Annotated in this window: 19 protein-coding genes; 15 read left to right on the top strand and 4 right to left on the bottom strand. The window is 40.9% G+C overall.

Annotated features, from left to right (window positions below; translation table 11 throughout):
• Positions 1–129: 129 nt before the first annotated feature.
• Positions 130–1,368 carry an ATP-binding protein gene (locus EGN73_RS13200; RefSeq protein WP_219290606.1) on the top strand — a complete coding sequence of 413 codons (1,239 nt, stop codon included), beginning with the start codon at positions 130–132 and terminating at the stop codon, positions 1,366–1,368.
• A gap of 97 nt (positions 1,369–1,465) precedes the next feature.
• A complete protein-coding gene (locus EGN73_RS13195) occupies positions 1,466–3,046 on the top strand; it encodes a peptide chain release factor 3 (protein ID WP_219290605.1) in 1,581 nt (526 codons plus the stop codon).
• 12 nt (positions 3,047–3,058) lie between these two features.
• Here the strand turns inward: EGN73_RS13195 and EGN73_RS13190 are convergent, their stop codons facing one another.
• Positions 3,059–3,976 (bottom strand): YihY/virulence factor BrkB family protein, encoded by a 918-nt coding sequence (locus tag EGN73_RS13190; RefSeq protein ID WP_219290603.1) that lies wholly within the window; start codon positions 3,974–3,976, stop codon positions 3,059–3,061.
• A 141-nt stretch (positions 3,977–4,117) separates the two neighbouring features.
• Between EGN73_RS13190 and EGN73_RS13185 the strand changes: the two genes are divergently transcribed.
• Both EGN73_RS13185 and EGN73_RS13180 read left to right on the top strand, forming a co-directional pair.
• A complete protein-coding gene (locus EGN73_RS13185; RefSeq protein WP_219290601.1) occupies positions 4,118–4,852 on the top strand; it encodes an RluA family pseudouridine synthase in 735 nt (244 codons plus the stop codon).
• A 95-nt stretch (positions 4,853–4,947) separates the two neighbouring features.
• Positions 4,948–5,448 carry a SixA phosphatase family protein gene (locus EGN73_RS13180; RefSeq protein ID WP_219290599.1) on the top strand — a complete coding sequence of 167 codons (501 nt, stop codon included), beginning with the start codon at positions 4,948–4,950 and terminating at the stop codon, positions 5,446–5,448.
• Positions 5,449–5,520: 72 nt separating this feature from the next.
• On the opposite strand, the gene EGN73_RS13175 is transcribed toward EGN73_RS13180, so the two are convergent.
• Complete coding sequence (locus EGN73_RS13175; RefSeq protein WP_219290597.1) at positions 5,521–6,285, bottom strand: DeoR/GlpR family DNA-binding transcription regulator; 765 nt, start codon at positions 6,283–6,285, stop codon at positions 5,521–5,523.
• A 127-nt stretch (positions 6,286–6,412) separates the two neighbouring features.
• Between EGN73_RS13175 and EGN73_RS13170 the strand changes: the two genes are divergently transcribed.
• The 3 genes from EGN73_RS13170 (at position 6,413) to EGN73_RS13160 (ending at position 10,484) form a co-directional block, all read left to right on the top strand.
• Entirely contained in the window at positions 6,413–7,984 is a 1,572-nt protein-coding gene (locus EGN73_RS13170; protein WP_219290595.1) for a glycerol-3-phosphate dehydrogenase/oxidase, read from the top strand.
• Between the two features lie 263 nt (positions 7,985–8,247).
• Positions 8,248–9,738 carry a glycerol kinase GlpK gene (glpK, locus tag EGN73_RS13165; protein ID WP_219290593.1) on the top strand — a complete coding sequence of 497 codons (1,491 nt, stop codon included), beginning with the start codon at positions 8,248–8,250 and terminating at the stop codon, positions 9,736–9,738.
• Positions 9,738–10,484, top strand: coding sequence for an MIP/aquaporin family protein (locus EGN73_RS13160; RefSeq protein ID WP_219290591.1), 747 nt, complete (start codon positions 9,738–9,740; stop codon positions 10,482–10,484). The genes glpK and EGN73_RS13160 overlap by 1 nt, the downstream gene beginning before the upstream one ends.
• Positions 10,485–11,260: 776 nt before the next feature.
• On the opposite strand, the gene EGN73_RS13155 is transcribed toward EGN73_RS13160, so the two are convergent.
• The gene (locus EGN73_RS13155; RefSeq protein ID WP_219291355.1) at positions 11,261–12,403 is read right to left on the bottom strand and encodes an acyl-CoA dehydrogenase family protein; all 1,143 of its coding nucleotides are present in this window, start codon (positions 12,401–12,403) and stop codon (positions 11,261–11,263) included.
• 235 nt (positions 12,404–12,638) lie between these two features.
• Positions 12,639–14,273, bottom strand: coding sequence for an adenine deaminase (gene ade / locus EGN73_RS13150; protein WP_219290587.1), 1,635 nt, complete (start codon positions 14,271–14,273; stop codon positions 12,639–12,641).
• Between the two features lie 267 nt (positions 14,274–14,540).
• Here ade and EGN73_RS13145 point away from each other — a divergent pair, with 267 nt between their 5' ends.
• From EGN73_RS13145 to nqrE, 8 genes are all read left to right on the top strand, one after another.
• Complete coding sequence (locus EGN73_RS13145; RefSeq protein ID WP_219290584.1) at positions 14,541–15,089, top strand: hypothetical protein; 549 nt, start codon at positions 14,541–14,543, stop codon at positions 15,087–15,089.
• Positions 15,090–15,226: 137 nt separating this feature from the next.
• Positions 15,227–15,928 carry a (d)CMP kinase gene (gene cmk / locus EGN73_RS13140; protein ID WP_219290581.1) on the top strand — a complete coding sequence of 234 codons (702 nt, stop codon included), beginning with the start codon at positions 15,227–15,229 and terminating at the stop codon, positions 15,926–15,928.
• Complete coding sequence (locus EGN73_RS13135) at positions 15,919–16,821, top strand: 4-hydroxy-3-methylbut-2-enyl diphosphate reductase (protein WP_219290578.1); 903 nt, start codon at positions 15,919–15,921, stop codon at positions 16,819–16,821. The genes cmk and EGN73_RS13135 overlap by 10 nt, the downstream gene beginning before the upstream one ends.
• A 132-nt stretch (positions 16,822–16,953) precedes the next feature.
• Complete coding sequence (locus tag EGN73_RS13130; RefSeq protein WP_219290575.1) at positions 16,954–18,318, top strand: Na(+)-translocating NADH-quinone reductase subunit A; 1,365 nt, start codon at positions 16,954–16,956, stop codon at positions 18,316–18,318.
• A 5-nt stretch (positions 18,319–18,323) separates the two neighbouring features.
• Complete coding sequence (locus EGN73_RS13125) at positions 18,324–19,538, top strand: NADH:ubiquinone reductase (Na(+)-transporting) subunit B (protein ID WP_219290573.1); 1,215 nt, start codon at positions 18,324–18,326, stop codon at positions 19,536–19,538.
• Positions 19,525–20,304: an NADH:ubiquinone reductase (Na(+)-transporting) subunit C gene (gene nqrC / locus EGN73_RS13120; RefSeq protein ID WP_219290571.1), complete on the top strand. Its 780-nt coding sequence runs from the start codon at positions 19,525–19,527 to the stop codon at positions 20,302–20,304. Before EGN73_RS13125 ends, nqrC begins: the two co-directional genes overlap by 14 nt.
• Positions 20,305–20,332: 28 nt before the next feature.
• Entirely contained in the window at positions 20,333–21,016 is a 684-nt protein-coding gene (locus tag EGN73_RS13115) for an NADH:ubiquinone reductase (Na(+)-transporting) subunit D (protein WP_219290569.1), read from the top strand.
• Positions 21,017–21,030: 14 nt separating this feature from the next.
• A complete protein-coding gene (gene nqrE, locus EGN73_RS13110) occupies positions 21,031–21,642 on the top strand; it encodes an NADH:ubiquinone reductase (Na(+)-transporting) subunit E (protein ID WP_219290566.1) in 612 nt (203 codons plus the stop codon).
• Positions 21,643–21,873: the final 231 nt, after the last annotated feature.

Genomic DNA, 21,873 nt, shown 5'->3' with positions numbered 1-21,873 from the left:
ATATTTTTGGTTTCTTTATATGATACGCAAATTTAAGACCGATAGTGCCCAATAGGTTATTTTGTCAGATTGATAATATCTATCGATAAAATGAGTTATCTATAATATTATTTCCCTCCATACCCATTGATGAAGAACAGACTTCAGGATATTGCTACCCTAGACCTTTATACCAATAAGAGTAAAATTAAATGGCTCATAATCGCCTGCTCGGTAATCATCAGTTTCGGTTCTATATATTATACCAATCTTTTGGTAGAAGAGTTGAAAGAACGTGAAAAAAGACAGATAGAATTACTTGCGAAGGCACTCGAGTATGCTTCAATCAATGCTGATAACCTCACTTTTATCAATCAGGAAATCATCCAGCAGAATACCTCTATTCCTGTAATTGTGGTCGATGAGGCGGAGAATATCATTGATTACAGAAATATTAAGTTCAAGAAAAATGCCTCTGAAGAGGGACGGGAGAGAGTCCTGCGGAGGGAGTTGGAGGCGATGAAAGCAGAGTACGAACCGATTTCCACAGAGGATGCGATGGTTTATTATAGAAACTCAGAGCTTTTGACCTCACTTAAGTATTACCCTTATGTGCAGCTTTCGGTGATTTTGGTGTTCGGGATTCTGGCCTATGCCGTATTCAATCAATCAAAAGTAGCTGAGCAAAACAGGGTGTGGGCCGGTCTGACCAAAGAAACCGCCCATCAATTGGGGACACCAATTGCATCCCTGATGGCCTGGATTGATTATCTCAGAAATTCCCCAGTTTGGGAAGAAAATAAAGAAGTAATCCAGGAGATGGACAAAGATGTGGTCAAGCTAAGGATGGTCACGGAGAGGTTTAGCTCAATAGGAAGTACTCCTTCTATTCAGGCGGAAAATGTTTTTTTGGTAATAGATGAGGCGATCGGATACTTGAGGCCAAGAATTTCTTCCAAAGTAGAAATGAAAGTCAATGGCTATTCCAAAGATATTGAAGCAATGCTCAATAAGCCTTTGTTCGAATGGGTTATCGAAAACATCTGCAAGAATGCAGTAGATGCCATGAAAGGACAGGGGGTTATATCTATAGATATCATCAAGGAAAGTGAAAAATATGTCATCGTAGACATCACTGATACTGGTAAGGGGATGGAGAAGGGATATTACAGAAAAGTATTCAATCCGGGATTTACCACGCGCCAGAGAGGTTGGGGTCTTGGCCTGACCCTTGCCAAAAGAATCATTGAGGGATACCACAATGGGAAAATATTTGTGAAGAGCTCTGAGCCAGGGGTAGGTACTACATTCAGGATCATTCTTCAGGGAAGTAGTGAGGGTATATCAGGTTTTAAAAGAGAAGATTTTGTCAACCCTGGGATGGCTTAAAATTTTTATAGGGCAACAATAATTTTTTCGTATTTCCATGAGAAGGGATTTAATCCTACCTTTGCGGGCTGGAATAAAAACCAAATCAGGAGATTAGATGAGTTTGACCAAAGAGATACAAAAAAGAAGGACATTTGCCATTATAGCTCACCCGGATGCGGGGAAAACCACTTTGACCGAAAAATTATTGCTTTTCGGTGGTGCCATCCAGACTGCGGGTGCTGTCAAGTCCAATAAAATTGATACTGCTACCAAGTCGGATTGGATGGAAATAGAAAAGCAAAGGGGCATTTCCGTGGCTACCTCAGTAATGGGATTTGAATATCAAGGGGTAAAAATCAATCTTCTCGACACTCCTGGTCACCAGGATTTTGCCGAAGATACATACAGGACGCTGACAGCAGTGGATTCTGTGATTATGGTTATCGATTGTGTCAAAGGGGTGGAAATTCAGACCGAAAAGCTCATGGAAGTCTGCCGGATGAGAAATACACCTGTGATCTGTTTTATCAATAAACTGGATAGAGAGGGCAGGGATCCTTACGAACTGTTGGACGAGGTGGAGGAAAAACTCAATATCCAGGTAAGGCCACTTTCCTGGCCTATAGGAATGGGTAAAAGCTTTAAAGGGGTGTACAACCTTTACGATAGAAAACTCAATCTTTTTTCACCAAGCCAAAGAAAGCTCAGCGATGCAAGAGAAGTGTTTGAAGATTTGGGTGACAATAAGCTGGATGACATGATCGGGAAAAGCCATGCCGATCAGCTTCGTGAAGACGTAGAACTAATCGAGGGAGTGTATCCGGATTTTGATACCAAAGAATACCTAGAAGGTAAAGTAGCTCCGGTATTTTTCGGCTCTGCTGTGAATAATTTTGGAGTTAATGAGATGCTGGACACTTTTATCAAGATAGCTCCGACCCCTAAAAGCAGGCATACGGAAGATAGGGAAGTCTTGCCGGATGAGTCCAAGTTTTCAGGTTTTATTTTTAAGATCCACGCAAATATGGATCCTAACCACCGAAATAGAATTGCTTTTTTGAGAATATGTAGCGGTAAGTTTCAAAGAAACAAGCCTTATAATCATGTAAGAGGTCCTAAGCCTCTTCGTTTTTCCAATGTGACCCAATTTATGGCTCAGGATAGAGAAATGGTAGATGAGGCATTCCCTGGAGATATCGTAGGGCTATTTGATACTGGAAATCTTAAAATCGGAGATACGCTCACTGAGGGAGAGGACATGACATTCAAAGGAATACCTTCTTTTTCTCCAGAAATCTTCAAGGAAGTCATCAATAAAGACGCCATGAAAACCAAGCAGCTTGAGAAGGGACTTAAGCAATTGATGGAAGAAGGTGTAGCTCAATATTTTACCTATGAAATGGGTGCTAGGAAAGTAGTGGGTACTGTGGGACAGCTTCAGTTTGAAGTGATCCAGTTTAGGCTCAAAAATGAATACAATGCATCAGTGGAGTTTGCACCGATGAACTTATATAAAGCTTGTTGGATCAGCTGCGGGGACAAAAAGCAATTGGAAGAGTTTGTCAGAAGTAAGAGCAGACATATTGCCAAGGATAAAGATGGAAAGCTAGTGTTTATGGCAGAATCAAGGGCTTGGTTGCAAATGGTACAGGAAAATTATCCTGAAATCAATTTCCATTTTACTTCTGAGTTCTGAATTTAGTGAGTTTCAGTCCTCTTCGCTGTCTTCAGACAAAGTGTATTTGATAGCTATAGGCTTGGCCTGAACTTGATGGCCTCTTTGGTCTGCGTAAGCTTTTGTGATTTCTCCGCCAAGGAAAAGAATTACCGAACTGTAAAAAATCCATAAGAGGATGATCACAAGTGATCCGGCAGCAGCATAATAATTATCAAGGCTAAGATTGGAAATGATAATATTGATCACCCTGGTGCCAATCAGGAAAAGAATTGTGGTGATAAGTCCTCCTGCAATAGCATCTTGCCATTGAATGATTGCGTCAGGGAGTGTTTTGTGTACAATAGTGAAAAAGAGCATCACGATTGAGAAGTTAAATACCAGCTTCCCAATATAGAAAAGGACGGATTCAAGTTCTTTGGGTAAAATCCCAGAGGCAAGATTGGAAACATAGGATTGAAGTATATCTACAAAAAGAGTAAGGACCAATAAGAGCCCCAGTCCCAAGACGAAAAGCAATGGGATTGATCGGTATTTGGCAACTCTCCAAAAGTTAGTGCCTTTCTTAAGTTTGACTTTCCAAATAGAATTGAGTGCTTTTTGGAGAATTCCAAAAATCATTGTAGCACTTTTGAAAATCACCAGAATGGCGATGATGACTGTTAACCAAGTTTCTGGCATGTCTAAGACATTGCTAAGTAATTGACTTACCTGCTCACCAGCTTCACTGTCTACATTTCTTTCAACTTGGCTGACAATTTCACCTTTGATTTCTTCCTTTTCAAAAAATAACATTCCTATGTAGACAATGACGACCAGAATAGCAGGTAATGAAAACAAAGTGAAGAAGGCAATCGCTGCACTGTACACAATTGGTTGATCTTGGCCAATGTATTTTGCAGTTTTTTTCAAAATGTCTTTCGTGTCGCTTAATGTTTTCTTTACATCCATAAAAGTTCAATAGGTCAAGTTTTATAATATTAATGAATTCAAAAAGAAAATGTTCCGAACAACTACGAAATTAACATTTATACAGCTTTCAAGCCCTTTTGAATTTTATAAATATCTTTGTGTCAAATTAAAACCGTAATAATGAACAATAAACATTTTTCAGTAGTCTATGAGGACAATCATTTGCTGGTGGTAAATAAGAAAGCAGGGGTCCTTGTGCAGGGAGACAAAACAGGTGATAAGACGCTGACCGATTATTGCAAAAAGTATATCGCTGAAAAATACGACAAGCCGGGAGCGGTCTTTTTACATCCGGTACACAGGTTGGATAGGCCTGTAAGTGGCTTGGTGGTATTTGCCAGGACATCCAAAGGTCTGGAAAGGATGATGGAGCTGTTCAGGAAAAGGGATATCCATAAAGTTTACTGGGCCATTGTCAAAAGAAAGCCAAAGGAAGAATCAGGGAAACTCACTCACTGGTTGGTAAAGGACGAAAAAAGAAATACTGTCACTGCTCATGATAAAGAAGTGGAGGGTTCCCAAAAGGCTGAACTGAACTACAAAACTTTGGGTAAACTCAATGACCATTGGTTGTTGGAAGTAAGGCCAATATCCGGAAGGCCGCATCAGATCAGGGTGCAGTTGGCGTCAATGGGCTGTCCGATACGCGGGGATTTGAAGTATGGCTTCCATAAGCCCAATGCAGATGCGAGTATCAATCTGCATGCTTTCCATTTGGTGTTTGTACATCCTATCAAAAAAGAGAAAGTTTACCTGCGGGCAGCGCTTCCAGAGGAGTCTTTTTGGGAGCAATACCTGGAATTTGAACCTGTAAAAGCCAAAGACCAGCATTTGGATAATACGTTTAGTGGATGAGGGGTTGGGAAGAGAGGCGAGAGACGAAAAATGAGAACCAAGATATGTAAGTCTGTCTTTAAATTGAGGAAATGGAAATCGAAAAATACAATAAAATGAGAAAAATTATTTTAGTTTTTGTAGCCTTTCTATTCTTTTTTTCCTGTGCGCCTAAGCAGGAGGCAAAAACCATTTATGTGGTTCGGCATGCTGAAAAGCAGTTGGTAGGTGATGACCCCGAACTAAGTGTAGCAGGCAATGCCAGATCCGTGAAGTTGGGCCAATTAATGGAAGATAAGGAAATTGAGCATGTTTTTAGTACGCCTACCAAAAGGACTTATGCTACAGTGCGTCATGTCGCTGCCAATTCAGGTATCTCCATCGAAGATTATGATCCCAAAGACCATGATGCTTTGGTTAAAGAGTTGAGGAAAAGGAAAGGGAATGCACTGGTGGTAGGGCATAGCAACACTGTCCACCATTTGGTTAATTATTTTGTAGGAAATGAAGACAAGTATGAGGAACTGGAAGATATTGAGTACAACTTCATTTTTATGGTAGAAATGGCCAGTGATGGAAGTTCTAAAGTAAAAAGAAAGACATTCGGTGAATTTTGAAATTTGATAGCTTAATTCAATATTATTGGTGAAGCTTTCTTTTGCAGAGAGACTTTTGACTCAGATTGTAGCTTAATCAGCAACTCTTACTTCTATGCCCAGCTCTTCCAATTTTTGTCTGTAATGTACGGGTATTCCGGGATCTGTAATGATGATATCTATATCTTCCAAATTGCAGATTTTTCCAAATCCTTTTTTTCCAAATTTGCTGGAATCTGCCAAAACTATGGTTTTTTGGACTCCTTTGATCATTTGCGCATTCAGGTGGGCTTCCATCATGTGTGAAGTGGTAAGTCCATGGTCCAGACTGATTCCATCTGCACTCAGAAATAATTTGGAGCAGGCAAATTGCTCAAGCATTTCTTCTGCATAATGCCCGACTACTGAACTGCTGCTTTTTCTTACCACTCCTCCGAGTTGTACAATTTCCACATTTGGAGAGTCAATCAAAGCTAAAGTTACGTTCATTGCTGCTGTCAGGACGGTGAGCTTCATTTGGTTCGGTATAGCTTGGGCAAAGGAAACTACCGTAGTCCCAGACCCTATTATAATCGCGTCTTCATCTTCGACAAACCTGATTGCCTCCTGAGCGATTTTATACTTTTCTTCTGTTCTGACAAGTTTTTTCTCCTGTACAGGTCGGTCATTGACATAAGGGGATTTTGGAGTAGCAGAGCCATGAGATCGGTAAAGTAGTCCTTTATCCTCTAGGATTTTCAAATCTTTCCTAATAGTGACCGGCGTGACATCCATTTCCTTACTCAGGTCAGCTACGTTGACAAAGCCATGCTTTTCCAGCTTGTCCAAAATATACTTGTGTCTTTCTGCAATGGTCATATTTATACCTAAAGTGATTTCGTTTTATTTATAAATGTATTCATTTTTTCAATTAGTATCAAAAATTACTTTCGTTTTGTTTTCTTTTGTTTCTTTTTGTTTATATTTGATTGAAAAAAATTGAGATATGAAGCGGTCAGTAAGTCTGGAAAAGGTCAAGAAAAACAAAAATAATGTCTGGGACATTGCGGTGATTGGTGGTGGGTCATCAGGGTTTGGGGTAGCGTTAGATGCACTGTCAAGAGGATTGAATGTGATTCTTTTAGAAAAGGCCGATTATGCCAAAGGTACTTCTAGCAGAAGCACCAAACTCCTGCACGGAGGTGTTCGGTATCTGGCCCAAGGTGATGTGGGTTTGGTCTTTGAAGCCCTCAAAGAGCGTGGCAGATTGATCGCGAATGCCCCGCACCTGACTTACAATCAGCCTTTTATTATTCCGGTTTACACTTGGTTTGACAGGGTTCAGTACAGTGCCGGTCTCAAAATTTATGATTGGATGGCAGGCCGTCTAAGGCTGGGTAAATCCCGGTTTATTTCAAAATCAGAGACCGTAAAAAGACTGCCTCAGATCGAGCAAAAAGGGCTGAAAGGAGGAGTAGTCTACCACGATGGTCAATTTGATGATGCCAGAATGATCGTAGCGCTCGCCCAGACCTGTGATGAGATGGGGGGCTGCGTACTAAATTATGCCAAGGTCACTTCGCTGCATAAAGATGATCAGGGAAAGATAAATGGCCTAAGGTTTAAGGATGAAATCAACGGAGAAAAACATGACATTAGGGCCAAAATGGTAGTAAACGCAACTGGTGTTTTTGCGGATAAAATTCTTAGAATGGATAAGCCTGATGCACCTAAAAGTATACGGCCAAGTCAAGGAATCCATTTGGTTTTTGACCAGTCTTTTCTTGGCGGGAAGGATGCTTTGATGATTCCCAAAACTTCCGATGGGAGGGTGCTTTTTGCCGTGCCGTGGTTGGGGAAATTGGTCGTGGGTACCACTGATACCCTAAGGGATAAAGCCAAATTGGAGCCTGAGGCTTTGGAAAAAGAAATAGGATTTGTGCTGGAGACAGCTCAGGCTTATCTCTCCACAAAGCCGGAGAGAAAAGATGTGTTGTCAGTTTTTGCCGGCCTAAGGCCTTTGGCTGCCCCAAAGGAGGAAGGTGCTAAAACAAAGGAAATATCCCGTAGCCATAAGGTGATTATTTCTGAAAGTGGATTGGTGTCTATCACAGGGGGCAAATGGACCACTTTCAGGAAAATGGGGGAAGATACAGTGTCAAAGTATCCTGAAATCACTGGAGAGTCAATCAAAGAAAGTACTTCTGCCGGAATCAAAGTTCATGGCTATACAAAAGAATCCTCAGATGACCACTTAGCAGGTTTTGGAGCAGACGCAATATTGATCAGGCAGATGATGGAGAAGGATAAGAAATCAGGACGAAAACTCCATCCTGACTATCCATTCACAGTAGCCGAGATCAAGTGGATCGTAGAACAGGAAATGCCTGCAAAAGTTGAGGATGTACTGGCGAGAAGGTTGAGGATATTGTTTTTGGATGCTAGGGCTTCCTTGGAGATAGCACCAAAAGTAGCTGAAATCATGGCCGATGCGATGGGCTTTGATAAGGAGTGGATAGAAGCCGAATTGCAGGATTTCAATAAAACTGCAAATAAGTATATATTGGAAGTGAAATAAAATAGAAATATGTTTCGCGATATAAAGTTGAAATATACTTCGTGAAATATGATAGAAATATGCTTCGCAGAATTAGGTTTTGGCTATAATATATTGGAAATACTCCAGTAGCGATATATTGTAAAAGTTGTATTGAGCGAAATATTCCAAGTACAATAATTTGACTTCAATATATCACCCATATTTCTACCTTATTTCAACTATATTTCTATGTATTTCTACTTTATTTCTTTGTAAAGATTTAACCATAAACCCCAATTTTGATGTCCCAGTATATCCTTTCTCTTGACCAAGGTACTACTTCTTCAAGAGCAATAGTTTTTGACAAAAAAGGAAAAATCATTTCTGTAGCTCAAAAAGATTTCAAACAGCACTTTCCAAAGTCAGGATGGGTGGAGCATGATCCGCATGAGATTTGGTCCAGTCAATCTTCTGTAATGATTGAGGCACTGGCCAATGAAGGTATTAAGGCTTCTGAAATTGCAGGCATTGGCATCACCAATCAGAGAGAAACTACCATTATTTGGGACCGAAAGACAGGTAAGGCAATTCATAATGCAATTGTCTGGCAAGACCGTAGGACATCTGCTTATTGTGATGAGCTCAAGGAACAAGGAAAAGCTGACCTGATTAACAAAAAAACAGGACTGATACTGGATGCGTACTTTTCTGCCACTAAAATCAAGTGGATTTTAGACAATGTGGAGGGGGCAAGAGTAAAGGCTGAAAAAGGCGAACTTGCCTTTGGAACGGTGGATTCATGGTTGGTCTGGAAACTTACAGGAGGCAAGTGCCACGTTACCGATGTGTCCAATGCCAGCAGGACCATGATTTTTAATATACATGAAAGAAAATGGGACAAAGAACTTCTCGAGTTGTTTGATATCCCCAAATCCATATTACCTGAAGTGCGCTCCTCTTCCGAGGAGTATGGGAAAACCTCAGGAGATATCCTTTCGCATCAAATACCAATTGCAGGTATAGCTGGTGATCAGCAGGCTGCGCTTTTTGGGCAGCAATGTGTGGAGCCGGGCATGGCCAAAACCACCTATGGAACGGGATGCTTTATGGTCATGAATACCGGCGAAAGGCCGGTTACTTCCGGAAACAGACTTTTGACCACAATTGCGTGGGAAGTGAACGGGAAAGTGAGTTATGCACTTGAAGGCTCTGTTTTTATAGGAGGAGCTGCCATACAGTGGCTGAGAGATGGCTTGGACTTTTTTAAAGATGCGAAAGAAAGCCAAAAGTTGGCAGAAAGCCTGGATGACAATGACGGCGTTTATTTTGTGCCTGCACTTTCTGGGTTGGGGGCACCTCATTGGGATCAAAATGCCAGGGGAGCATATTTTGGAATTACCAGAGGTACAACTATAGCTCACATGACAAGGGCCGCGCTTGAGGCTATCGCTTATCAGGTGTATGATGTGCTCAAAGCTATGGAAAAAGATGGAGGGGAATCAGCCAAGGAGATGCGTGTGGATGGTGGAGCAACTGCCAATGATTTCCTGATGCAGTTTCAGGCAGATATCCTTGATTGTGTCATTTCAAGACCAAAAATCATCGAAACTACTGCGTTGGGGGCAGCATTTTTAGCCGGACTTGCAGTAGGTTTTTGGAAAAATATGGATGAGCTTCAGGACCTTTGGAAATCGGATAAAAAATTTGAACCTAAGATGGAAAAGGAGATTGTGGACAAAAACCTTCATTTTTGGAAGAAAGCAGTTGAACGATCTAAAAGCTGGGTAGAATAATGGATGTATTTGTAGCTGAATTTGTAGGTACCTCCCTGCTCATAGCCATGGGGTCTGGTGTCGTAGCCAATGTGGTGTTAGACAAAACCAAAGGAAATGGATCAGGCTGGATGGTGATTACCACTGCCTGGGCGCTCGGTGTTTTTATCGGTGTGGTGGTTGCCGGTCCTTATAGTGGAGCTCATCTTAATCCTGCCGTAAGTATTGGTTTGGCCATCACGGGTGATTTTGCTTGGGGTTTGGTGCCCAAATATGTCTTTGCGCAGGTTCTAGGAGCCATGTTTGGCTCAGGGATCGCCTGGTTGGTGTACAAAGACCATTTTGACGCTACAGATGATCCGGGATTGAAGTTTGCTCCTTTTGGGACAGCTCCTGCTATCCGAAATCTTCCGTCAAACCTATTTTCGGAAATAATAGGCACTTCTGTATTGATCTTAGTGATTCTATATTCTACCGATCCCGTGATTGAAGATGGAACGGGGACTCCAATCGGTTTAGGGTCTTTGGGTGCCTTACCAGTGGCTTTTTTGGTATGGGTTATTGGCTTGGGTTTGGGAGGTACTACTGGGTACGCCATCAATCCTGCCCGTGACCTTGGGCCAAGGATCATGCATCAGATTTTACCTATCAAAGGAAAAGGCCGCAGTGACTGGGCTTACAGTTGGGTGCCGATACTGGGGCCGATTTTGGGAGCTGCTTTGGCTGCCGGTATTTATTTGCTCTTGGGAGCTGGGGGGATGGTTTGAGGGAAAAAGACGTAAGGTGTAAGACTTAAGACTTAAGACTTAAGACATAAGAAATAGGATACGAGACCTTTTCCAGGAGTCAAAGCTTGAGGTGAATATTGGGGAAAAAGGAGTGCAATATTTTGTGTAAAGACTCCACTAGAGGGGAATAAATTCGAGAATTACTGACTTGGATTAAAGAGATTTTTTTCAATTGAGAATCAAGGAAACCTTAAATGATTGTTTAGCTTTGATTTTTTCAAAATGGTAAAATATATGCGAAAAATTATTAAAGATTTAATCATCATTTGCTTATTAATCGCCATTGCCTGCAAACCCTGCCACAGAAGATGAAAACTATGTAGTTTATAGAAGGAAGATTGAGGGTGTTCATTAGTTAAGTTAGCTGGTTTTGCTAAAAAAATGACCTGGATTTCAGAAATAAATTTTCTAGAAAGCCATATTAAAAACAAAGCTTTCAGTTTGCTTCAAAAAAATCCTTTTTCTGTGATATGATTATCCGCTTTCTTACCAGTAGAACCTAAATAATTGGACAAACCTATGATTTCTAGCTAATATCAATAAGTATCCAATATCTATTAGTATCGGATTGATCTTGGTACTTATTTAAATTGGTTAGTGGTAGAATTGCGGATATACATATTCTGTGATATGAGAAAAATTTTAAAAAGCTTTTCCAAAGTTTAAAACTTTGGAAAAGCTCAATGATATTCAAATCTCCCTACTGGGTTCAAACCAATATCAATATCCAAATATCAATAAGTATCAATTTTATATCAACCTCTCAAAATCTCCCTGGAAATCACCAGTTTTTGTATCTCTGAGGTTCCTTCTCCGATAGTGCAAAGCTTGGCGTCCCTATAATATTTTTCCACCGGATAGTCTTTGGTAAAACCATATCCACCGAAAATCTGTACCGCCTCATTGGAAACACTTACCGAAACTTCTGAGGCAAAATACTTGGCTTTAGCACCTGCTAAAGTTACTTTTTCCCCTCTGTTTTTCAGATCGGCAGCTTTGAAAGTAAGCAACCTCGCTGCCTCAACCTGTGTAGCCATATCTGCCAATTTGAATGAGATAGCCTGAAATTTACTGATAGGTTGATTGAACTGCTCTCTTTCTTTGGAGTAAATGATAGACTCTTCCAATGCTCCTTCTGCAATTCCCAATGATAATGCGGCGATGGAAATTCTTCCACCATCCAGGATTTTCATCGATTGGATAAATCCTTCTCCAACCTCACCTAATACTTGGCTTTCGTGTACCCTGCAATCTTCAAAAATCATTTCGGCTGTCTCTGAGGCACGCATGCCCAGTTTGTCTTCTTTTCTCCCTCCTTTAAATCCGGGAGTACCTCTTTCTACTACAAATGCTGTCATGCCATGGGAATCACCTACTTCTCCGGTTCTGGCAATCACCACCGCCACATCACCTGATACGCCATGAGTGATAAAATTTTTGGCTCCGTTGATTACATAGTGATCACCATCCTTGACAGCTACTGTTCTCATATTGCCGGCATCCGAACCGGTATTGGGCTCGGTAAGTCCCCAAGCTCCCAAAAATTCACAAGTTGCAAGCTTAGGGAGATACTTTTTTTTCTGCTCCTCATTGCCAAACATCATGATATGTCCCGTGCAAAGGGAGTTGTGTGCTGCCATGGAAAGCCCCACTGATGGATCCAGTTTGGAAAGTTCTGCAATGGCAGTTACGTATTCGAAATAACCAAAGCCAGAACCTCCATATTCATTAGGGACCAAAACGCCCATTAGTCCTAATTTACCAAGTTTTTTAAAAAGTTCCACCGGGAAATGTTGGTTGTCATCCCATTCTTTTCTGAAAGGAGTAATCTCTTTTGCTCCAAAATCCCTGATCATTTGAGCGATCATTTGCTGATTTTCATTGAGCTCAAAATTCATCATATTGATATTATTTTAGTTAATTTGGGTTTATACTTTCCTAAATATACAAACTTCCAACTGAACCTCAGGGTTTAGTGATTTCCCACTAATCCTCACTAATTCAGTAGATGGGTAGTTTTCGGAAATGAATACTTGATAAAATAACAATAAACAATACGTTGTATTATTTATTGGTTTTTATAAAGCATAAAATTCTTTATACAAAATTTTTAAAAATGTTTTCCAAAGAAAATTAGGGAAGAAAGATATCTGTAAATTCAAACTTTTGTCCATCAAAGAGGCCTTTATCACTCAGCTTAAGATCAGGAATGACAAGTAATGCCATAAAGCTAAGTGTCATAAATGGAGATTGTAAAGTTGAGCCCATTTCTTTTGCCATTTTGTCGATAGCCGTGTAGGCCTTTGCTACCTGATAACCGTCTTTGTCTGACATGATTCCTCCTACGGGAAGCGGTAACACTATTTCCTGTTCACCATCCACTGCGGAAACCCCTCCTTTTTCCTGGATCAAAAGATTGACAGCTTTGCAGATAGATTCGTCGTCCACGCCCACTGCCAGGATATTATGTGAATCATGCCCAACTGAGGATGCGATGGCTCCACTTTTCAGACCGAAATTTTTGATAAAAGCAATTGCAGGAGTAGCTTCTTCGTAGCGGTTTACAACGGATATCTTTAGGATGTCCTCATCAGGATTGGCCATAGCCCATCCGTCTTTTACAATAACTGAACCTTCTACGGACGGCGTGATCAATTGACCGTCTAATGCTTCGATGACCCTTACTTTTTGATTGACGGCAGATAATCGAAAATCCTGTTTTTGTTTAAGTGAAGTGTTGAAATTGTTAATAATAGCATTTGGGGTTTGTGAAATAAGGGATTTTCCACTTTCGGATACCTTTTGCCCATCTATGTAAGTAGATAGCACTTCAAAATCCTTGAGGTCTTTTACCAAAATAAAATCAGCTGGATCGCCCGATTTTAAACTGCCTACTTTTAGCTTGTAGTGCTCAATAGGAGTAAGACAAGCTGCTCTGAGTACATCAAAAAGGTCCTTTTCTTTTTTCACTGCTCGGGCTACCAATGTGTTAATATGTCCTTCGACTAGGTTGTCAGGATGCTTGTCATCAGAACAAAACATCACCATTTCAGGGAATTCGTCAATCAGATCGATCAAAGCTTCGAAATTTTTGGCTGCGCTTCCTTCACGGATGGCAATTTTCATCCCGAGTTTTACCTTATCCAAAGCTTCTTCCAGTGTAAAGCATTCATGATCGGTACTAATTCCTGCTGATGCATATTTTTTTGCCAGTTCTCCTTTAAGTCCCGGCGCATGGCCATCGACTGGCTTGCCGTATTTATTGGCCAGAGAAATTTTTTCCATGACTTCAGGGTCTCTGTTCACTGTGCCCGGCCAATTCATCATTTCTGCCAGGTAGACAATTTCCTCCCTTTTCAAAAGCTGATCGATGTCAGAAGCAGAAATTTCAGCTCCTGCTGTTTCAAATGGTGTAGCAGGAACACATGAGGGAGCTCCGAAATAGAACTTAAAAGGGACCTTGTTGCCATTTTCTATCATGTAATTTACGCCTTCCATGCCACAGACATTGGCGATTTCATGAGGATCAGAGATGGTCGCTACAGTTCCGTGGCACACTGCCAATCTTGCAAATTCCGAGGGGACCAGCATGGAGGACTCCACATGAACGTGGGCGTCAATAAATCCGGGAAGTATAAAAGGCAGGCTTTTATTTTCAACAATAGGCTTTATGAAAAGGATTTTCCCATTTCCAACAGTTACTTCAGCCGAAAAGATCTTTCTGTTTTGGATATCCACAAATTGGCCAAAAATTGATATGTTTTTCATGTTGGTTTGTTTTAATCTTAAGTTGTTGAACAACAAATTAAATAACTTCAGAAAGCGGATAATAAATGCCTTTCAGCTTATAATGCTTTCCGGTTCACGGATACTCGTTTTTTATTTCACTACTTGGAAAGGATTCCTATTTTCAATTTATAAATCCAAAATAACAAAGCAAATAGATAGGGAAGCGAATTCAATATGGTTCATTTTTCCTCCAAATTGACAGTGTTTGTGGATTGGAATTTTATTATTCGTTAAATGAGCTCAGGTATGAAAGCTATTAAAAGATATTTATTGATTGTTTTTGCTGCTTTGTTATTTTTCCAATGTGGACTCGATGAGGAATTTGATGATCCGCTTAAAGATAATATAGAGTTCATGAGTTTCAAAGCCGATGGAGTCTTGAAAGTTTACAAAGGCGAAGGTTTAGTGCTTTACATGAAAGCGATCGATTCATCAAAAGATATAACTGCGGTTTTGGTTACCGGGTCAACCGGAGACCTACAAGTTAGGGATGGTTTTTCAGTGATTTTTTCCCAGATAGAACCTGAAGGTTCTACTTTCAGGCACCCTGGAAACGTAAATGCAGAATCGATTTTGGCAATGTATGAAGACGGACAGGAAAACAAGTACTCGGCAGGGAGTCTTACTGACCTAGCTTATCAGACTCAGACAACGTTTGATCTGACAGTTACTTCAAAGAGCAGTAAGTATTATGAAGGAGTGTTTACTGCTAAGTTATATAGTTCTGAACTTGCCAGATATGTTGAGATTACAGAGGGGAAGTTTAAGGCAAAATTTGAAGAAGTGAAAAATTGATACAGCCCCTTTCTATTGGTGATCATCCTCTCAGCCCCAAATTTACAAGCACTTAGATAATTTTTTAATATTCTACATCTCTCCTCATTAATGCCTATATTTGCGCCTGAATTTAAAGCGAGGATACTTTTATTTAGATGCAAAAAATTGTGATTGCAATAGACGGTTACTCAGGTTGCGGGAAAAGCTCCACTGCCAAATCAGTGGCCAAAAGGCTGGGATATACATATATAGATTCCGGGGCAATGTACAGAGCTGCAACTCTGTATTTTTTGGACAATAAGGTGGATATTGAGGTCAAGGCTGATGTTTTAAAGCATTTGGATGTTTTGGATATTACCTTCAAACTTAACCCTCATACACAAGAACAGGAAACTTATCTCAATGGGAATAATGTAGAACAGGAAATCCGAACCATGAGGGTCTCTGAATACGTTAGTGAGGTGAGTAAACTAAAGGAAGTCAGGCAAGAACTGGTTTCGCAGCAGCAGAAAATGGGTAAAGATAAAGGGGTTGTCATGGATGGCAGAGATATTGGTACAGTGGTATTTCCCCAAGCGGAGCTTAAAATCTTTATGACAGCCGATCTTCAAATTCGGGCAGCCAGAAGGCAGCGTGAACTTGAAGCAAAAGGGGTAGAGGTTGCTATTGAGAAAATCATCCAAAATCTGTCCGAAAGGGATGAAATTGATTCAAGCCGCAAAGAAAGCCCACTATTGAAAGCTAATGACGCTGTGGAAATAGATACAAGCCATTTGGAGTTTGAAGATCAGGTCAATCGTATAGTCGTACTGGCCCAGGAAAAGATTTCCGAAAAAATAGATGTAACATGGAAGTAATTATTGATAAAAATTCCGGCTACTGTTTTGGGGTCGAATTTGCCATCAAAATGGCAGAAGATGAGATGGAAGGCTCTGATAAGTTATATTGCTTGGGTGATATCGTGCACAATGACATGGAGGTCAGAAGGCTGAGTGACAAGGGCTTGGTGGTCATTGACAGGGATCAGCTCCAGGGCCTCAGTGATTGCAAGGTATTGATCAGGGCTCATGGGGAACCACCTGAAACCTACAAGACTGCCATTCAAAATAACATTGAGCTCATAGATGCTTCATGTCCAGTGGTGCTGAAACTACAGCACAGGGTCAAAACTGCTTTTGACAAAATGGAGAAAGAAAATGGACAGATTGTCATTTATGGCAAAAAAGGACATGCTGAGGTCATAGGGCTTACGGGGCAGACCTTGGAAAAAGCAATCGTCGTGATGGAAGACAAGGATTTGGATAAAATTGATTTTTCACGTCCGGTGACGCTCTTTAGCCAGACTACAAAAAGCACCAAGGGTTTTTATGAACTCAAGGAGAAAATAGAAAACAGGATACGTGAAGCGAAAGGAGAGCTGAACGAGCTTGATTTCAATGCCAATGACTCAATCTGTAGGCAAGTGTCCAACAGGGAGCCGCAATTGGCTAAATTTTCAGCTGAAAATGATGTCATTGTGTTTGTTTCCGGGAAGAAAAGTTCAAATGGCAAAGCCCTTTATCAGGTTTGCAAATCTATCAACGATAAAAGTTATTTTGTAGAAAACGAAACAGAACTCGATCCAAGCTGGTTTCAAAATGCTGAAAAGGTTGGTATTTGCGGAGCTACTTCCACGCCTATGTGGTTGATGGAGCGAGTGATGCGTCATATTTATTCCATGGAAGAAGGTATGGTCCTGAGCGACAGTTGATCTTCGGAGAAGTGAATAATGATTCCGTTCACCCTGTTTAAATGTAAATATTACCAAAATTATCTTCTAATAACTGATCTATTTTATTAGATTTGAGGCGTTTTTCAAAAGACCATATAGTTCAAAAATCATATGTCAAAAACTGTAAAGCTTAAGAAGGGATTCGACATTAAGCTCGTAGGAAAAGCTGAAAAGCAGCTTGAAAACTTCGGTCCAGCCAAGACTTTTGCAATCAAACCTACCGACTTCATCGGTATGCAAAGGCCTAAAGTGACTGTGAATGAAGGGGATATTGTAAAAGCAGGTACTCCTGTTTTATTTGACAAAGCCATGGATCAGGTGCAATATGTTGCGCCGGTTTCAGGGGAAATTGTTGAAGTCAAAAGAGGTGAAAAAAGAAAGCTTCTTGAGATCAAAATCCTAGCAGACAAGCAGATCAGCTACGAGGAATTTCCCAAGTATACTGAATCCTCCCTGCAGTCTATCTCCAGAGAAGACGCCGTCAAGCAAATGACGCAAGGGGGTGTTTGGCCTCAGCTTATCCAAAGACCATACGGAATTGTTGCTAACCCTGAAGACAGCCCCAAAGCTATTTTCATTTCCGGTTTTGACACACATCCATTAGCTCCTGATTTAGGCTTCGCACTTCAGGGAGAGGAGAAAAATTTCCAAGCTGGTATCAATGTACTTTCAAAGCTTACAAGTGGAAAAATCCACCTTAACCTCAATGGGCAGGCTGAGATTCCTGCGGTTTTCTCAAATGTACAGGGAGTTGAAATCAATAAATTCTCAGGACCACATCCTGCAGGAAACGTAGGCGTCCAAATCCATCACTTAGATCCAATCAACAAAGGTGAGGTTGCATGGACAATCAGCCCCTTTGGAGTTGCCCAAATTGGAAAACTTTTCTTGGAAGGTAAATATGATGCTTCAAGAGTAATTGCTGTGACCGGATCGGAAGTGAAAAAGGCAGTTTATACCAAAACTATTGTGGGTGCTTGCGTGGATACTATGATAGATGGTAATCTTAAGCAAGATCACGTCAGAGTGGTTTCCGGCAATGTACTTACAGGGGAGAAAATTAACAGAGATGGCTACTTAGGTTATTACTCCAGCCATATCACTGTGCTTCCTGAAGGTGACTACTATGAGTTTTTGGGATGGATGAAGCCGACTACAGACAAATTGAGCTATCACAGAGCTCTTGGATTGCTTTCATTCTTGAACCCCAACAAGGAGTATGTATTGGATACCAATGCAAGAGGTGAGGAAAGGGCATTTGTACAGACAGGTGTATTTGAGAGCGTGACTCCTATGGATATTCTTCCAGTATATTTGCTTAAGGCCATCATGGCTGAAGATTTCGATGAAATGGAGGAACTTGGTATATATGAAATTATAGAAGAGGATTTGGCACTTTGTGAATTTGTAGATGTGTCCAAACACCCTGTGCAGGAAATTGTTAGAAAAGGTATAGATTTAATTCAATACAGTTAATTAATATGAAGTTTCTGAGAGATCTGTTGGACAAACAGAAGCCGCTTTTTCAAAAAGGTGGAAAATTAGAGCAATTTTATTATGCGTATGAAGCAGGGGAGACATTCTTGTTTTCTCCCAATCATACCAATGGAATAAAAGGTGCTCAAGTAAAAGACGCTATTGATCTTAAGAGGATGATGATTACCGTAGTGGTAGCCATGATCCCATGTTTGTTGTTCGGTATTTACAATACCGGTCATCAGCACTTTTTAGCTACAGGTCAGACAGCAGGATTGTGGGAGGATTTCGGTCCTAAAATGTTGATAGGCCTTGAGCTGGTTTTGCCAGTTGTAATAGTGGCTTACGCAGCAGGAGGGCTTGTCGAAGCGGCATTTGCGGTAATCAGGAAGCACCCTATTAATGAAGGGTTTTTGGTGACTGGGATGCTAATTCCACTGGTAATTCCGGCTACTATACCATTATGGCAGGTCGCTTTGGCCACCATTTTTGCGGTAGTAATTGCCAAAGAAGTATTTGGAGGTACAGGTATGAATATCCTGAATGTCGCGATGACTGCAAGGGCCTTTTTGTACTTTGCTTACCCAATGCAGATTTCAGGTGATCAGGTTTGGACTTATATAGGCGATAAAACTCCAGTTGACGGTTTTTCAGGGGCCACTGCCTTGGCAGTAGCATACAATGCAGGCTTGGAAGGAGAGAGCGTCAAATCCGCTTTGGCAAGTCATAATTCAGAGATACAGTCAGGGATGTTTGAGTTTTGGAACCTTTTCATCGGATGGATACCGGGATCAATTGGTGAAACGTCTACGTTGATGGCGCTTATAGGAGCTGCTATTTTGATCGGTACAGGAGTAGCAAGCTGGAAAATTATCGTGAGTGGATTTGCAGGTGCATATATTATGGCAGCTGTGATGAACCTATTTGCCGTAAATGAGTATATGGCAATGCCACCTGAGTATCACTGGGTAATCGGTGGTTTAGCATTTGGTGTAGTGTTTATGGCTACTGATCCGGTATCAGCAGCACAGACTGAGATAGGGAAATGGATCTACGGATTTATGATTGGTATTCTAACTGTGATTATCAGGGTAACCAATCCTGCTTATCCTGAAGGTATCATGCTGGCCGTTCTGTTTATGAACGTCTTTGCTCCATTGATCGATCATTATGTAGTAAAAGCAAACAAGAAAAGGAGGTTACAACGTGCAACAGTCTAATGCATATATCATCACATTCTCGGTAATTATGACAGTAGTCCTAGGGCTACTGTTGTCGGGAACTTCACAAGTACTTGCCCCCATTCAGAAAAAGGCAGTAGAATTGGATACCAAAAAACAAATCCTAGGAGCTGTTTTGGAGGGAGAAAAAATTTCCGCCATGTCACCGGAGGAAGTATTGGAATTCTACGAAAAAAGAATCTCTTCCAAAGTAGTGGATATCAATGGTAAGGAAATAGAAAAAGATAGCGATGGAAATCCGATAGTTGCAGAAAATGTGGATATCGGAAAGAATTTCAAAAAATCACCAGAGGAAAGACAATACCCTGTATTTATTTTCCATGCTGAAGGAGATGAGGACTCAGTGGAATCTATAATCCTTCCAGTATATGGTTCAGGTCTTTGGGACAGTATCTGGGGATACCTGGCACTTCAGACAGACGTTACTACCATCGAAGGTGTGACTTTTGGACACGCGGCCGAAACACCTGGTTTGGGTGCAAGAATCACCGCCAGCAATGTGCAGGCCAGGTACGATGGAAAACAAATATTTGATGATTCAGGTGAGCTGGTATCTGTTAGGATGCAAAAAGGCGAAGGAAAGGACTACTCAGATGATCCACATAAAGTGGACGGTCTTTCAGGAGCTACCATTACAGCCAATGGAGTCAATGATATGTTGAAAAACTACCTGAGTCACTACAAAGAGTACCTCAAGACCAAAAAGTCCGGGAGCAGCTCAGAGGAAGTAGCTTCAATAAATTAATCTAGAACGTTTCATAAAACTTGATATAATGAGCACTGAAACAGCACAAGCGGCAGAGGTTAAGAAGGCAGCTGAGCCTCTATTGTCGAAAAGAAGAAAAAAATTAATCTCCGATCCATTAGTGGATGACAATCCGATTACCATACAGGTATTGGGAATATGTTCTGCTTTGGCGGTGACTACCCAGATGCAACCTACCATGGTAATGGCTATCTCGGTAATCTTTGTAATGGTTATGGCCAACCTTACCATATCTCTTTTAAGAAATACAATCCCATCCAGGGTTAGGATTATTGTACAATTGGCAGTTATCGCTACTCTTGTAACCCTTGTAAATGAGGTATTGAAAGCCTTTGCTTTTGATATGTATAAGGAATTATCCGTTTTCATCGGTCTGATCATTACCAACTGTATAGTAATGGGTAGATTGGAGGCCTTTGCTTTAGGAAACAAACCTTATGACTCTGTACTTGATGGTTTTGGTTCAGCTTTGGGATATTCATGGATTATCTTGGCTGTAGCTTTCTTCCGTGAGTTGTTGGGTTCAGGCTCAGTATTTGGTGTGCCAGTGTACGATGCTGTCTCCGGTTTGTTCGGGGAAGATTTCAGCCTTGCTACCAACGGATTGATGGTGTCTCCAGTAGGTGCCTTCATCATATTAGGTCTTATTATCTGGGTACAGCGTACCAAAACAGGTTATGTTGAACATTAATAAAACTGAGAGCTATGGAATTATTTAATCTCGCAATACGGTCAATTTTCATTGACAACATGGTTTTTGCCTACTTCCTTGGAATGTGTTCATTCCTGGCGGTATCCAAAAAAGTAAGTACAGCCCTTGGATTGGGTGCAGCGGTAATTTTCGTATTGACTGTTACAGCGCCCGCTAACTGGATGTTGAATGAATATGTACTTAAAGAAGGTGCTTTGGCCTGGTTGGGTGAATCATTTGCTACAATCGACCTTTCTTTCTTAAGATTCATCATGTTCATTGCTATCATTGCTGCTATGGTGCAGCTGGTAGAGATGATTGTAGAAAAATTCGCTCCAGCGCTTTACGGTGCATTGGGTATATTTCTTCCTTTGATTGCGGTAAACTGTGCCATCCTTGGTGGTTCACTTTTTATGGCTACCAGAGATTATACTTTGGCAGAAGCTGCAGTGTATGGTTTTGGGTCAGGAATTGGTTTCTTCTTGGCAATAGTAGCACTTGCGGCTATCAGAGAAAAGCTGAAATATTCCAATGTTCCAAATGGTCTTAAAGGATTGGGAATTACCATGTTGATCACTGGATTGATGGGTATAGCCTTTATGTCCTTCATGGGGATTGACCTGTAAGAAATAACAAAAATTATTATTAAGAGGCTGTCTTATGAGAATAGGACAGCCTCTTTTTTTGCTACAAATAGAGTGATTTGACGTCCTTTTTCGATGAGATGTTGTTTTTGCTGTTACATGTAACACCTGATCAAAAATGAGAGAAGAGAATTTTTCTATGGCCTTTGAATACTATTTGAAGTACAGGGCGGCATTGTTTGAGGACGATGGCCGGTTTGTTACTTCTTGCGA

Origin of the sequence: Arthrospiribacter ruber (genome assembly GCF_019343195.1) — a bacterium.
Classification (GTDB): domain Bacteria; phylum Bacteroidota; class Bacteroidia; order Cytophagales; family Cyclobacteriaceae; genus Arthrospiribacter; species Arthrospiribacter ruber.
This window is presented reverse-complemented; position numbering and strand designations above follow the sequence as displayed.

Coding starts and splice junctions, on each gene's coding strand:
- EGN73_RS13195 (WP_219290605.1), top strand. CDS start 1,466: ATGAGTTTGACCAAAGAGATACAAAAAAGAAGGACATTTGCCATTATA.
- EGN73_RS13200 (WP_219290606.1), top strand. CDS start 130: ATGAAGAACAGACTTCAGGATATTGCTACCCTAGACCTTTATACCAAT.
- glpK (WP_219290593.1), top strand. CDS start 8,248: ATGTCCCAGTATATCCTTTCTCTTGACCAAGGTACTACTTCTTCAAGA.
- EGN73_RS13115 (WP_219290569.1), top strand. CDS start 20,333: ATGAGCACTGAAACAGCACAAGCGGCAGAGGTTAAGAAGGCAGCTGAG.
- EGN73_RS13145 (WP_219290584.1), top strand. CDS start 14,541: ATGAAAGCTATTAAAAGATATTTATTGATTGTTTTTGCTGCTTTGTTA.
- cmk (WP_219290581.1), top strand. CDS start 15,227: ATGCAAAAAATTGTGATTGCAATAGACGGTTACTCAGGTTGCGGGAAA.
- EGN73_RS13160 (WP_219290591.1), top strand. CDS start 9,738: ATGGATGTATTTGTAGCTGAATTTGTAGGTACCTCCCTGCTCATAGCC.
- EGN73_RS13130 (WP_219290575.1), top strand. CDS start 16,954: ATGTCAAAAACTGTAAAGCTTAAGAAGGGATTCGACATTAAGCTCGTA.
- EGN73_RS13175 (WP_219290597.1), bottom strand. CDS start 6,285: ATGACCATTGCAGAAAGACACAAGTATATTTTGGACAAGCTGGAAAAG.
- EGN73_RS13155 (WP_219291355.1), bottom strand. CDS start 12,403: ATGAATTTTGAGCTCAATGAAAATCAGCAAATGATCGCTCAAATGATC.
- EGN73_RS13125 (WP_219290573.1), top strand. CDS start 18,324: ATGAAGTTTCTGAGAGATCTGTTGGACAAACAGAAGCCGCTTTTTCAA.
- ade (WP_219290587.1), bottom strand. CDS start 14,273: ATGAAAAACATATCAATTTTTGGCCAATTTGTGGATATCCAAAACAGA.
- EGN73_RS13170 (WP_219290595.1), top strand. CDS start 6,413: ATGAAGCGGTCAGTAAGTCTGGAAAAGGTCAAGAAAAACAAAAATAAT.
- nqrE (WP_219290566.1), top strand. CDS start 21,031: ATGGAATTATTTAATCTCGCAATACGGTCAATTTTCATTGACAACATG.
- EGN73_RS13190 (WP_219290603.1), bottom strand. CDS start 3,976: ATGGATGTAAAGAAAACATTAAGCGACACGAAAGACATTTTGAAAAAA.
- EGN73_RS13135 (WP_219290578.1), top strand. CDS start 15,919: ATGGAAGTAATTATTGATAAAAATTCCGGCTACTGTTTTGGGGTCGAA.
- EGN73_RS13185 (WP_219290601.1), top strand. CDS start 4,118: ATGAACAATAAACATTTTTCAGTAGTCTATGAGGACAATCATTTGCTG.
- EGN73_RS13180 (WP_219290599.1), top strand. CDS start 4,948: ATGAGAAAAATTATTTTAGTTTTTGTAGCCTTTCTATTCTTTTTTTCC.